Origin of the sequence: Mycolicibacter kumamotonensis (genome assembly GCF_002086285.1) — a bacterium.
In the GTDB taxonomy this organism is placed as follows: Bacteria; Actinomycetota; Actinomycetes; order Mycobacteriales; family Mycobacteriaceae; genus Mycobacterium; species Mycobacterium kumamotonense.
This window is the reverse complement of the sequence record NZ_MVHU01000003.1, coordinates 201,954-214,328: the sequence shown is the minus strand read 5'-3', so window position 1 is coordinate 214,328 and position 12,375 is coordinate 201,954. Positions and strand designations below refer to the sequence as shown.

Below are 12,375 nucleotides of genomic sequence, written 5' to 3'. Positions count from 1 at the left end.
GTGCCTCACTCATCGGGCCTAGGCCTGGTCGGGGAAGGAGTTCGGTGCGGTGGTGCCGCCGCGCAGGCTGCCGTCGAGGTAGGCGGCCCGACAGGCACGCCGGCCGATCTTGCCGCTGGAGGTGCGCGGCACGGTGCCCGCCGACACCAGCAGCACGTCACGCACGGTCACGCCGTGACGCACCGCGATCGCCGCCCGGATGTCGTCGGCGATGGGCTGGTACTCCAGCTTGTGGGCGCCCGGGGCGCGCTCGGCGACGATCACCAGCTGCTCGGAGGTGTCCTCCGGGTCGAACTTCAGCCCGGAGTGCGGGTTGTCGAACGCCGACTGCGGCAGTTGGTTGGCCGGCACCGAGAACGCCGCGATGTAGCCGGCCCGCAGCGCGCGGCTGGCCTCCTGCGCGGAGTACTCCAAGTCCTGCGGGTAGTGGTTACGGCCGTCGACGATGACCAGGTCCTTGACCCGGCCGGTGATGTAGAGGTCGTCCTTGTAGTAGGCGCCGTAGTCGCCGGTGCGCACCCAGAAACCGTTCTCGTCGGAGCCCTCGGCGCGCGACGGGCTGGTCCGCGTCTTCAGCACGTTCCGGAAGGTGTCAGTGGTCTCTTCTTCGCGGTTCCAATAGCCCGAACCCATGTTGTTGCCCTGCAACCAGATCTCGCCGATCTGGCCGTCGGGCAACTCGGCGCCGGTCTCGTAGTCGACGATCACCGCCCACTGGTCCACGCTCACCCGGCCGGCGGACGCCTGGGCGACAGCGTTGGGGGCGTCGGCGGGCACCTCGACGAACCGGTTGCCGTTGTTGAGCTCTTCGCGGTCGACGTAGATGATCCGCGGGCCCTCGTCGGGCGGGGTGGTGGACACGAACAGGGTGGCCTCGGCCAGCCCGTAGGACGGCTTGATCGCCTCCGGACGGAAACCGTAGGGCGCGAAGGCCTCGTTGAACTTGCGCACCGAGGCCGCCGACACCGGCTCGCTGCCGTTGAGGATCGCCCGGACGTTGCTCAGGTCCAGCGGCGGGTCGCCCTCCTTGGGCAGTCCGCGGGCTGCGGCGTGCTCGAAGGCGAAGTTCGGGGCCACCGAGAAGCACTCACCGGTCTCCCCTTCCTTGCGGGCCATCTCCTTGATCCACCGGTAGGGCCGGCGGACGAACGCGGCCGGGGTCATGAAGGTGAACTGCTGACCCAGCACGCAGGACAGCAGGATCGTGACCAAGCCCATGTCGTGGAAGAACGGCAGCCAGGTGACACCGCGGTCGCCTTCGCGGCCCTTGAGGGCGTCGAGCAGCTGGACGACGTTGGTCGGCAGGTTCAGGTGGGTGATCTTCACACCGGTCGGGGTGCGGGTCGAGCCGGAGGTGTACTGCAGATAGGCGATCGCGTCCCGGTCGCCCTCGGGCATCACCCAGGTCGACCCCACCTCGGCGGGCACCGCGTCGACGGCGATCACGCGCGGGCGGGCATTGGCCGGACGGCCGCGGAAGAACTTGCGCACGCCCTCGGCGGAGTCGCTGGTGGTCAGCACAGCCGACGGGGTGCAGTCGTCGAGCACCGCGTGCAGCCGGCCCACGTGGCCGGGTTCGCCCGGGTCGAACAGCGGCACCGCGATACGTCCGGAATACATGATCCCGAAGAACGACACCAGGTAGTCCAGGTTCTGGGAGCACAGGATCGCCACCCGGTCGCCGGGCTGGGTGACCTGCTGCAGCCGGGCCGCCACCGCGCGGTTGCGGGCGCCGAAGTCCGCCCACGAGATGTCGCGGGCCAGACCGTCACGCTCGGTGGAGTAGTCCAGAAACCGGTAGGCCAGCTTCTCCCCGCGCAGCGCTGCCCAGCGTTCGACGGTGCGCACCAGGTTGGCGTTGTCGGGGAACCGGACCTTGCCGTCTTTGATGAACGGGTTGTGGTAAGCGGCCTGTGCTGGTGCCGGGGCCATGCAAAATCTCCTGTCACGAACATACGTTCATTCGGCTGCCGGGCGCGGCCGGCACGTCGGGTGGCCCGTCGCGCGGCCCGGGACCTCACAGATGGTAGCGGGATTCCGGTACCCCTCGACCCGCGCTGCTCGCCCCCGCGGCCGCGGCCGCATGCTCTTAAATTCTTCTTAATGTTAGAGGTCGGTGCGGCTCGTGCCAAATCAAACGGTACCGCGTGTGACTGCGATCTCCGGGTTCACGCGGCGGGGCCCAACCGCCGGGTTCCCCTGGCCTCAGCCGTGTGGCGGATGCGGCGCGTTCTCGACGAGGCCGCGCGCCCAGTTCAGCGTCCACTGGGTGGCGGACAGGCCGTCTTGGCTCCAGACGTCGGTGGTGCCGTACAACGCGTGCACCGGTTGACCCGCGCCACCGGCCAGCGTCTCCAGGGTGGCCGGCAGCCTACCGATGCTGAACGCCTCTTGCGGGGCCGCGCAGATCAGGTCGCCGCGCGCGCAGATCTCGTTGGTGCGCTTATCGAGGTCGCCGAAACCGCCGTCGCGGGCGCCGGTCATGGTCAGCCCCATCCCCGACAGGATCGGCAGCTCGTGCAGGGTCACCTCGGCGCCCTGCCCCGGCGGGGTCGGCGGCACGTCGATACCCACGCCGTCCTGGCGGCGGCCGTCGGCGATCAGCGTCACGCCCAGCACCAAGTCCTCATCGACCGGGCCGCGCCCGTTGCCGATGTCGCTGGCGACGTCACCGGCGATCACCGCACCCTGCGAGAAGCCAACCAGCACATAGCTGGTCAGCGGGCACTTCTCGTTCATCTCGGTCATCGCCTTGATGGTGTTGCGGGTGCCCTCGGCGCGGCTGTCGTTGTAGCTCATCTGCTTGTCGGCCGACAGCGGATTATGGAACTGCGCGGTGTACGGAACGGTGTAGGTCTGCACCCGGGAGGCGTCGAACTGCTCGGCGATGGGGCGGGTGACGGTGAGCAACAGCGCGATGGGGAACTGGGTGGGGTTCAGCGGGTCGTCGGTGGGCGAGGTCTCCCAGGTGCCGGGCACCGCGACCAGTTGCACGTCCGGGCAGCTGGCGTCCTGATAGGCCGGACGCGGCTTCTTGACGCGCGGCGGAACCGAGCTGGTCGGCGGGACCCCCGCCGACGGCGACTCGGCGGTCGGCGGGGAGGCCGGGTGCCGAATCCAGATCACCAGCACCACCGCGACCAGCGCCACCGCCAGTGCCATCGCACCGGCGGCCACCCATGCCAGCACCCGGCGACGGTTGCGCACAGACTTCGACGGGGATTTGGGGGATCGCGAAGATTTCCGCGGGGATTTCGGTGTCTTCTTGTTGGCCATAGCGCCTCTAACGGTACAGATCAGCGGCATCCACCATTGACTCTGCGCCTACGGGGCGGATTACTCGCACTTCTGCGTCGTGGACGCAGAGTCAACGGGGATTGGCGGAGCGCTGCGCCTTAGCGCCGCTAGCGGATCGCGCCGACGATGTCACCGGACATGGCCCCCAGCTGCGCCGCCCACGACCCCCACCCGTTGTCACCGGCGGAGAAGTCGAAATGCCCGTTGCGGCCGCGCACCTGGCGGTACTGCATGTTGAAGAACCGGCCGCTGCCGTGCGCCTCGGCCGGGTCGCCGATCATCGCGGCCGGGTTGGAGGCGCCCCCCATCGGGCTGTACACCCAGACCCGGGTGTTGTTCTGCGCCAGCAGGGTGGCGTGCACCGTCGGGTCGTGCCACTTCCAGCGGCCCAGCTGGGGTGCGCCCCACATGCCGTACGGGTCTACCCCGCCGAAGTTCTCCAGACCCGCGCTGATGACACCGCTCTCGGTGGTGTTGGCCGGGCCCAGGAAGCCCGACATCGAACCGGCGAAACCGAACCGGTCCGGGTGGAAGGTGGCCAGCGCCATCGCCCCGTAGCCGCCCTGGGCCGCGCCCACCACAGCGTGACCACCCGGGGCCAGGCCGCGGTTGGCCGCCAGCCAGTCCGGCAGCTCACTGGACAGGAAGGTCTCCCACTGCTTGCTGCCGTCCTGCTCCCAGTTGGTGTACATGCTGTAAGCCCCGCCGGCCGGCGCCACCACCGAGACGCCCTTGCCGGCCAGGGTGTTCATCGCGTTGCCCGCGGTCACCCAGTTGCTCACCTCGGGGTGGGCGTCGAATGCGTCGAGCAGGTACACCGCGTGCGGCCCCTGGTTGAGGAACGCCACCGGGATGTCGCGGCCCATCGACGGCGACGGCACCATCAGGTTCTCGAACTGTGCGGCATGTGCGCCCGCGCCGACCATGACGCCGCCGCCCCACATGCTCAGAGTCAGCACGGCCACGCACAGCGCCCGAAGCAACTTCGACAGTCCGCTCATACCCACCTCGCTCGTCGGCACAGATTTCGTGGCGATCATCCGCCGCTGGCCGCGCGCAGGCGATCCGCCGAAGGTAGTCAACCACACGGCAGCGACGGGCAGGGCCGGAAACTACCGACGGCGGCGCCCCGGGGGGTCGCCGCCGTCGGCGGTGCATTGGAGTCCGTGGACTACTCGGCCGGAGCGCTCTCGGTCGCTGGCGAAGCGCCCAGGTGGCTCTGGAGGTCGGGCTTCATCGCCTGCAGCTGCTGACCCCAGTACTCCCAGGAGTGCGTGCCGTACTCGGGGAAGTTGAAGATCGCATTGCTGCCACCGGCGGCGGTGTAGAGCTCCTGGAACTTCTTGTTGGCGCCGATCATGAAGTTCTGCTCCAGGAACACGGCCGGGATGTTGTCGCCGCCCAGCTCGTTGGCCTTGCCGTTGCCGCAGAACACCCACAGCCGGGTGTTGTTGGCGACCAGCTTGTCGACGTTGACCGTCGGGTCGTTGCGCAGCCACGCCGGGTCGTTGTCCTCGCCCCACATGTCGTTCTTCTTGTAGCCCCCGGCGTCACCCATCGACAGGCCGATCCAGCCCTTGCCGGTGGACGGGTTGAGGTAACCCGACAGCGAGCCGGCGTAGGTGAACTGGTTGGGGTGGTAGATGGCCAGCGTCATCGCCGACGAACCGGCCATCGACAGGCCGACCGCGGCGTTGCTGGTCTGGCTCACGCCGTACTCCGAAGCCAGGTAGGCCGGCAGCTCACTGGTCAGGAAGGTCTCCCACTTGTAGGTGGAGCAGCCCGCCTTGCCGCAAGCCGGCTTGTACCAGTCGCTGTAGAAGCTGGACTGGCCGCCGACGGGCATGATCACCGAGATACCCGAGTTCAGGTACCACTCGAACGCCTGGGTGTTGATGTCCCAGCCGTTGAAGTCGTCCTGGGCCCGCATGCCGTCGAGCAGGTACAGGCCCGGCGAGCCCTGACCACCGCTCTGGAACTGGACCTTGATGTCGCGGCCCATGGAGGCCGAGGGCACCTGCAGGTACTCGACCGGCAGACCCGGCCGGGAGAAGGCGTTCGCCTCCGCGGTGCCGCCGACGACCCCGACCAACCCCGCCAGCAGGGCCGCGCCGGCGGCGGCGACCATCAACCTGTCAAGCAGCTTCATCCTGAAAATCCTCATTCGTTCTTGTTGCCGTGCCTGATTCATTGGGTGGCCCGACTCGGGCCGGATCTGCGCGCGCGAGCGCGACAGTGCCGGTGTAGTCAACCACAGAAACGCCCCCAGAGCCCTTGCGGTTCTGGCGCACGAGCCGGGAATCGGCCCGCCACCTGATTTTCCCGCGGTCGGCGCGCTGCGCTCGCGAGGCCATTCCGGCCGGTGAGGCGGGCGCCGCCGGTAGCTGCGAACAGCAAAGCATGACGTCCATCACATTTTCGGGTGGGCCGGTGCTCGTCGTCACGGGACGTCGGGCGGCATCCCGGTATAGGTCGGGCGGCTCGGTTCGGGCACCGCCAGGCCGCACCGGATCAGTTCGTCGCGCGGCACCCGCTCGATCCGGTACCGGGTGTAGCCGACCGAGTGCAGCACGTTGGACAGGAACCGGCGCGGGCCCATCGGTGCGCGCACCGAGCCCAGCACCGCCGCGGTGTCGGGGCAGCGCAGGGCGGCTTCGGCCTGGGCGATCCAGTCCTGGTCCAGGTAGGCCGGGATCAGCGGATACCACTTGACCCACGGCCCGTCGGCCACCACCCAATCCCGGAACAGGTCCTTGTCGTGGCCGATCCGGCCGTGCTCAAGCCGTTCGGTATGCGCCGCAATGGGATTGGCCAACCCGATCTGGTCGAGCAGCCGGACGTCGAGCCCGGTGTTCATGCCCAGCATGCCCAGGTTGGTGAAGAAGACGGTGTGGGGCCCGGTGTCGCCCGGATCGGGATCGGTCTTGACGCCGATCCCCGGGGGCACCGGCAGGATGACCGGGACGACGTCCCACTGGTCGTAGTTGCCCGACGGCAGTAGCAGCGCCCCGTCGGGCGTGGCCTCGATCGTGGTCAACACCGCACGCATCCTCGGGTAGCCCAGATAATCCGCGGCGGTCAGCGGGTGCGGGTGGCCGGTCGCCTGCGAGTAGAACCGGCGTTCGTCGACGATCCCGGAGTAGGTCACCCTGGTCGCGTCGTCGCCCATCCCGGGCGAGTTGGCCGCCCACAGCGCCCAGCCGGCCACCGCCAGCCACAGCACGCCGACCGCGCCGCTGAGCGGGTAACCGGCCTCGCGGTGGTAGCGCGCACCGTCGGGCAGCAGGATCGGGATCACGGCCACCGGGGCCAGCATGCAGAACAGCGGCGCCAGCAAGACCCGGCCGTGCATGAAATCGCCGCCCTGGCGGATCCAGTAGGCGCCCTGCAGCAGCCCGCTGATCACGATGAAACAGACCACCGCCGCCGGGCTCTGAACCAGCCGGGCCCAGGGGCCGACGCCGCGGGGCACCGGACGGCGGGGCCGGTGGCGCACCGCGGCGCCCACCCACAGCGCGGCGCCCAGCGCCGTTAAAAGCACTGCGGGCGCCCACAATGCGTAGGGGGCGTTGAAGTTCGCCAGGTAGATCATTCCCTGCGACCACTTGTCGCCGGCGGCATCCTTGGCCAACGCGGTACCCGGCACCAGCAGCGCGTAGTAGCCCATCCGGAAGATCTGGTAGGCCACCGGAAGCGCACCGCCGGCCACCAGGATCAGCGCCCGGGGCCGCCAGTCCCGCGCCGCGATCAGCAGCATGATCAGCACGCCGCCGCCGATCAGTGCCAACTCGGGGCGAACCAGCACGCTGAATCCGGCCACGAACGCCAGGGCGGCGGTGAACCGGGTTCCGCGGGCACGTGATCGCGGCATCCGCAGCGCCTGCGACCAGCAGACCAGCATCCACCACAGCAGGCCCAGATAGGCCAGCACCAGGCCGCTCTCCAGCCCGGAGGTGGCGAAGTCCCGGGCGGGCGGCAGCGCGATGTAGACCAGTGCCCCGGCGGGCAGCAGCAGGGCGCGGCGGCCCTGCAGACCGGGGGCATACAGCCGGGTGGTGCCCAGCATCAGCAGCGCCATCCCGGCCAGGCTCAGCGTCAGCGCGAACGCCAGCGCCACGTATTCCATCCGCACCGGCCCGCCGAGCCAGCTGCCGAGATACATCAGGTAGGTCCACGCCGTGGAGGTGTTGGCCTCCACCCGTTCGCCGGCGTTGAAGACCGGCCCGTTGCCGGCCAGCAGGTTGCGCACCGTGCGCAGCACGATCAGACCGTCGTCGGAGATCCACCGCCGCCGCCACGCCCCGACGCCGAACAGCAGCAGCACCACCGCCACCCCGGCCCAGGCGCTGATCCGCACCGACGGGCTGTAGGCGACCGCGGGCCAGCCCAGTGGCCGGACCCTGGGGTCCGGTTGAGTGCCGCGCTGGCGCAGGCTAACCGAAGGCGACGGCAGCACCGATGATTCCGATCCAGGCCAGCGCCATCAGCTGGAGCACCCGGTCGCGCCGCAGGATGTCCTCGGGCTCACCGGCCATGCCGCCGTCGACGTCGACCGCGTAGCGCAGGATCCCGACGATGATCGGGATGATCGACGCCGCGTACCAGGACCCCGAACCGCTGTCGCGCTCGAAGGCATACAGGCTGTAGCAGACCAGCATTGCGGTGGCCGAGGCCGTCCACACGAACCGCAGATAGGTGCCGGTGTAGCTCTCCAGCGACTTGCGGATCTTGGCGCCGGTCTGCTCGGCGAGCTGCAGTTCGGCGTAGCGCTTGCCGGCCACCATGAACAGCGATCCGAACGCCATCACCAGCAGGAACCATTGCGACAGATAGATACCCGTGGCCGCGCCGCCGGCGATGGCCCGCAGCAAGTACTGCGCGGCCACAATGCAGATGTCAACCACCGGTTGGTGTTTGAGGCCGAAGCAGTAGGCCATTTGGATCGACAGGTAGATGGCCATCACCAGGGCCAGGTTCGGGGTGAGCCACCATGAGATGGCCAGCGAGGCTGCCGCCAGCACCGCCGCCAGCACATAGGCCAGCCGTTCGGGCACCACCCCGGCAGCGATCGGCCGGAACCGCTTGGTGGGGTGCGCCCGGTCGGCTTCGACGTCTTGGGCGTCGTTGACCAGGTAGCCCGCCGAGGCCGCCAGCGAGAACACCACGAACGCGATCAGAGCCTTGCGGCCGACATCGGCGTAGTCGAACTGCACATCGCCGCCGAGGGCGGCCAGCGGCGCGGCCAGCACCAGCACCTGCTTCACCCACTGGCGGGGCCGCATCGCCTTGATCACCCCGGAGAGCAGGTTCGACGGCGGGCCGATCTCCGGCACCCGATCTTCAGTGTCTGCGCTCATGCCGAGTCTCCAGAGTTGTCCAGGCGGGTCACGGCTGCAGCGACCGCGGCTCCCACGACGACGCCGGTGGCGACGTCACTGGGGTAATGCACCCCAAGCACCATGCGGGACAACGCCATCGGCGGCACCAGCAGCGCCGGCAGTGCCCGTACCGGCAGTCCCGCGGCCCGGCCCAGCAGGATGGCCGCCGCGGTGGTGGAGGTGGCGTGCGCCGAGGGGAAACTCAACGCGCTCGGCGTTCCGACGTTGACCGCGATCGCCGGATGGTGCGGCCGTTTGCGGCGCACGACGCGCTTGATGATCACCGCCGCGGCGTGCGCGGCCAGCGTTCCGGCGCCGGCCAGCAGCCAGGACCGGCGCCGCTGCGGCTGAGTCAGCGCGCCGAGCGCCGCCACCGCCAGCCAGCCCAGGCTGTGCTCACCGAAGTGCGAAAGCGCCCGCGCCACCGGCAGCACACCGGGCCGGCCGGTCAGCGCCGACTGCACGGCGACCAGCACGGCGCTCTCGCCGTGCGGCGGCACCGCTGCGGATTCCAGCGCGATCTCGGTCATGCCCGCGTCGCGCCGTCGGGAAGCAGCACCGTCTCCCACTGCTGCTTGCTCGCCAGCGTGGGCAGGGCCCGGCGGTAGGCCCGGCGCAGGTCGTCGAAGCGGCGGCTCAGCTGGTACTGGCGGCGCAGCGATTCGCGCAGCAGCGTGAACATCTTCTCCCGGTCGCGCTGCCGGTAGACCACGCCGCGTCCGTCGGCGGTGGTGACGGTGACACCGTCCTGGGTGCACAGCAGGAACCAGCGGGCGTCCTGGGTGGGCACGTTGAGCTGCGGGCGCCGGTGATGTTCGGGCGCGGTGGCCTTGAGGTTGTGCAGGATGCCGCGGGCCAGCCGGTAGCCGATCGACAGCGGCTGCACCGGCGGGCGCATCGGCTTGCGGCGCTGCGACGGGGCCGGCAGCGCGCTGGCCGCCGGCAGCACCACCGCGTCGGGGTAGTTCTTGCGCAGCGCGTGGATGTCCGGCAACGCCGACTCCAGGATCGAGAAGATGTGCTCGGGGCCGGCCATGAAGTCGTCGAGCGCCTTGTTCTGCACTGCCACCGTCGAATACTCCAGGCAGGCAAGGTGTTTCAAGGTCGCCTTGAGGTGGCTGCGGATCAGTCCGGCGATGTTGCCGTCCCAGTGCAGCGCCGCCACCATCAGCCGGTTGCGCAGATGGAAGTAGGCCTGCCAGTCGATCGCATCGTCTTTGTCGCTCCAGGCCATGTGCCAGATCGCCGCGCCCGGCAAGGTCACCGTGGGGTAGCCGTGCTCACCGGCCCGCAGCCCGTACTCGGCGTCGTCCCACTTGATGAACGACGGCACCGGCTGACCGATCTCTTCGGCGACGGCGCGCGGGATCATGCACATCCACCACCCGTTGAAGTCGACGTCGATGCGCCGGTGCAGTTCCGGGGTCTCGGCCAGGGAGTCGGTCGCGAAGTTGTGGTCGTACTCGGTGTGCGGGGCGTTGGTCCACATGAACACGTCGGGGTCCACGACCTCGCCCATGATGTGCAGGTGCGACGGCTCCTGCAGGTTGAGCATGTGCCCGCCGACCAGGGTGGGCGTCTTTGCGAAACGGTTGAGCGCCAGTGCCCGCAGGATCGAGTCCGGCTCGATGCGGATGTCGTCGTCCATGAACAGGATCTGTTCGCAGCCGGTGTTTTTCAGCGCCTCATACATCACCCGGCTGTAGCCGCCGGAGCCGCCGAGGTTGGGCTGGTCGTGAATCGTCAGCCGGTCGCCCAGGGCGGCGGCCGCCGCCGGGAAACCGGGATGGTCGCGCACTTTGCGGGTGCCCTGGTCCGGGACGATCACCGCGCTGATCACCTCGTCGACGTCGGCGTCGGAGGTGAGCGCGGTCAGCGCGTTGACGCAGTCGTCGGGCCGGTTGAAGGTCGGGATGCCGACCGCGACGTCGGCGCGCCCGGGCGCTTCGCTCGGCGCGTACCAGCCGCCGCCGATCAGCGTGACGGCGGTGTCGGTGGTGATGTCGAACCAGATCCAGCCGCCGTCCTCGAACGGCTGCAGGCCCACCTCGAACTCGACGATGGCGGGCCTGCCGTTTCCTTCGAAAGGCTTGCCGTCCACGGCGATACGCGCACCGGTGGCCTTGGAGCGGTAGACGTCGACGCGGCCGGATCCGGTCAGCTCCAGACTCAGCACCACCGACTCGAGGATCGACCAGCGGCGCCAGTAGGAGGCCGGGAAGGCGTTGAAGTACGTCGCGAACGACACCTCCGACTCCTCGCCGATCTCCAGGCTGGTGCGGGTCAGCGGATGCGCCCGGCGGTTGTTGGTCTCCGACTCCTCGATGTAGAGCTTGCGGACGTCCAGCGGCTCACCGTGGCGCGGCAGGATGATCCGCGAAAGTCGGCTCACCGCACGCGAACTCTTGGCCTTGGTCATCGGTTGTTTTCCCTGTTGTTCTCGTGCAGCGGAACGCCCTCGGCCAGATACGGCGCCAGGACGTTGTCGTACATGCTCAGCGCACTGGCGATGGCCATGTGCATGTCCAGATATTGATAGGTGCCCAGCCGCCCGCCGAAGAGCACCTTCGCCGACTCCATCTCGGCCTTGGCCAACCGGCGATAGGCCTCCACCATCGCACGGTCGTCGGGGGTGTTGATCGGGTAGTACGGCTCGTCGTCGTCGCGCGCGAATCGCCCGTATTCGCGCATGATCACCGTCTTGTCGGTCGGGTAGGACCGCTCCGGATGGAAGTGCCGGAATTCGTGGATGCGGGTGTAGGGCACGTCGGCGTCGTTGTAGTTCATCACCGGGGTGCCCTGAAAGTCCCCGGTGTCGAGCACTTCGAGCTCGAAGTCCAGGGTGCGCCAGCCGAGCCGGCCCTGGGCGTAGTCGAAGTAGCGGTCCAGCGGTCCGGTATAGACCACCGGGGCTTCCGGGCTCTCGGCCCGCAGGCCGTCCCGCACGTCGAACCAGTCGGTGTCCAGGCGGACCTCGATGTTGTCGTGCGCCGCCATGTTCTCCAACCACGCGGTGTAGCCGTCGACCGGCAGCCCCTCATAGGTGTCGTTGAAGTAGCGGTTGTCGAAGGTGTAGCGCACCGGCAGCCGGGTGATGTTGGCGGCGGGCAGCTCGGTGGGGTCGGTCTCCCACTGCTTGGCGGTGTAGTGCTTGACGAAGGCCTCGTAGAGCGGGCGGCCGATCAGGCTGATCGCCTTCTCCTCGAAGTTCTTCGCTTCCTTGGTGTCGACCTCGGCGGCCTGTTCGGCGATCAGCGCCTTGGCCTCGTCCGGGGTGAAGTAGCGGCCGAAGAACTGCGACACCAGGCCCAGCCCCATCGGGAACTGGTAGGCCTGCCCGTTGTGCATGGCGAAGACCCGGTGCTGGTAGCCGGTGAAGTCGGTGAACTGCCGCACGTAGTCCCAGACCCGCTTATTAGAGGTATGGAACAGGTGCGCGCCGTATTTGTGGACCTCGATACCGGTCTGCGGTTCGGCCTCCGAGTAGGCGTTGCCGCCGATGTGATGGCGCTTCTCGACGACGAGGACGCGCTTGTCGAGCTGCGTGGCTACGCGCTCGGCAATGGTCAAGCCGAAGAATCCAGAACCCACAACGAAGAGGTCAAAACGAGCGGTCATCGGCGCCAAGGGTATCTGAACAGCGGCCGCGAGCAGCGTCGGCGCCCCGCCACCTCCCCTGTCGGTCGGGTCCGGCCGCCGA

9 protein-coding genes are annotated in these 12,375 nt (G+C 68.9%); all 9 read right to left on the bottom strand.

The window, feature by feature from the left end; genetic code table 11:
* Nucleotides 1-18: 18 nt before the first annotated feature.
* The 9 genes from fadD32 to glf all read right to left on the bottom strand — a co-directional run bounded on the left by fadD32 (nucleotide 19) and on the right by glf (nucleotide 12,293).
* On the bottom strand, nucleotides 19-1,932 hold the full coding sequence (gene fadD32, locus BST28_RS03865) for a long-chain-fatty-acid--AMP ligase FadD32 (RefSeq protein WP_083079994.1): 1,914 nt from the start codon (nucleotides 1,930-1,932) through the stop codon (nucleotides 19-21).
* Nucleotides 1,933-2,205: 273 nt separating this feature from the next.
* The gene (culp6, locus tag BST28_RS03860) at nucleotides 2,206-3,276 is read right to left on the bottom strand and encodes a carboxylesterase Culp6 (RefSeq protein WP_019738831.1); all 1,071 of its coding nucleotides are present in this window, start codon (nucleotides 3,274-3,276) and stop codon (nucleotides 2,206-2,208) included.
* Between the two features lie 128 nt (nucleotides 3,277-3,404).
* Nucleotides 3,405-4,298 (bottom strand): esterase family protein, encoded by an 894-nt coding sequence (locus BST28_RS03855; protein ID WP_029249569.1) that lies wholly within the window; start codon nucleotides 4,296-4,298, stop codon nucleotides 3,405-3,407.
* 170 nt (nucleotides 4,299-4,468) lie between these two features.
* On the bottom strand, nucleotides 4,469-5,446 hold the full coding sequence (locus BST28_RS03850) for an esterase family protein (RefSeq protein WP_083079992.1): 978 nt from the start codon (nucleotides 5,444-5,446) through the stop codon (nucleotides 4,469-4,471).
* 291 nt (nucleotides 5,447-5,737) lie between these two features.
* Nucleotides 5,738-7,753 (bottom strand): terminal beta-(1->2)-arabinofuranosyltransferase, encoded by a 2,016-nt coding sequence (aftB, locus tag BST28_RS03845; RefSeq protein WP_019737633.1) that lies wholly within the window; start codon nucleotides 7,751-7,753, stop codon nucleotides 5,738-5,740.
* Nucleotides 7,731-8,654, bottom strand: a complete 924-nt coding sequence (locus BST28_RS03840; protein WP_019737634.1) for a decaprenyl-phosphate phosphoribosyltransferase — start codon at nucleotides 8,652-8,654, stop codon at nucleotides 7,731-7,733. Before BST28_RS03840 ends, aftB begins: the two co-directional genes overlap by 23 nt.
* Nucleotides 8,651-9,205 (bottom strand): phosphatase PAP2 family protein, encoded by a 555-nt coding sequence (locus BST28_RS03835; RefSeq protein WP_019737635.1) that lies wholly within the window; start codon nucleotides 9,203-9,205, stop codon nucleotides 8,651-8,653. Before BST28_RS03835 ends, BST28_RS03840 begins: the two co-directional genes overlap by 4 nt.
* A complete protein-coding gene (locus BST28_RS03830) occupies nucleotides 9,202-11,094 on the bottom strand; it encodes a glycosyltransferase (protein WP_083079991.1) in 1,893 nt (630 codons plus the stop codon). The genes BST28_RS03835 and BST28_RS03830 overlap by 4 nt, the downstream gene beginning before the upstream one ends.
* A complete protein-coding gene (gene glf, locus BST28_RS03825; RefSeq protein WP_065287097.1) occupies nucleotides 11,091-12,293 on the bottom strand; it encodes a UDP-galactopyranose mutase in 1,203 nt (400 codons plus the stop codon). The genes BST28_RS03830 and glf overlap by 4 nt, the downstream gene beginning before the upstream one ends.
* Between the last annotated feature and the right edge of the window lie 82 nt (nucleotides 12,294-12,375).

What these genes read in the sequence shown, in the direction of transcription:
- fadD32 (WP_083079994.1), bottom strand. Translation starts at nt 1,932, where the DNA reads ATGGCCCCGGCACCAGCACAGGCCGCTTACCACAACCCGTTCATCAAA.
- culp6 (WP_019738831.1), bottom strand. Translation starts at nt 3,276, where the DNA reads ATGGCCAACAAGAAGACACCGAAATCCCCGCGGAAATCTTCGCGATCC.
- BST28_RS03855 (WP_029249569.1), bottom strand. Translation starts at nt 4,298, where the DNA reads ATGAGCGGACTGTCGAAGTTGCTTCGGGCGCTGTGCGTGGCCGTGCTG.
- BST28_RS03850 (WP_083079992.1), bottom strand. Translation starts at nt 5,446, where the DNA reads ATGAAGCTGCTTGACAGGTTGATGGTCGCCGCCGCCGGCGCGGCCCTG.
- BST28_RS03840 (WP_019737634.1), bottom strand. Translation starts at nt 8,654, where the DNA reads ATGAGCGCAGACACTGAAGATCGGGTGCCGGAGATCGGCCCGCCGTCG.
- BST28_RS03835 (WP_019737635.1), bottom strand. Translation starts at nt 9,205, where the DNA reads ATGACCGAGATCGCGCTGGAATCCGCAGCGGTGCCGCCGCACGGCGAG.
- BST28_RS03830 (WP_083079991.1), bottom strand. Translation starts at nt 11,094, where the DNA reads ATGACCAAGGCCAAGAGTTCGCGTGCGGTGAGCCGACTTTCGCGGATC.
- glf (WP_065287097.1), bottom strand. Translation starts at nt 12,293, where the DNA reads ATGACCGCTCGTTTTGACCTCTTCGTTGTGGGTTCTGGATTCTTCGGC.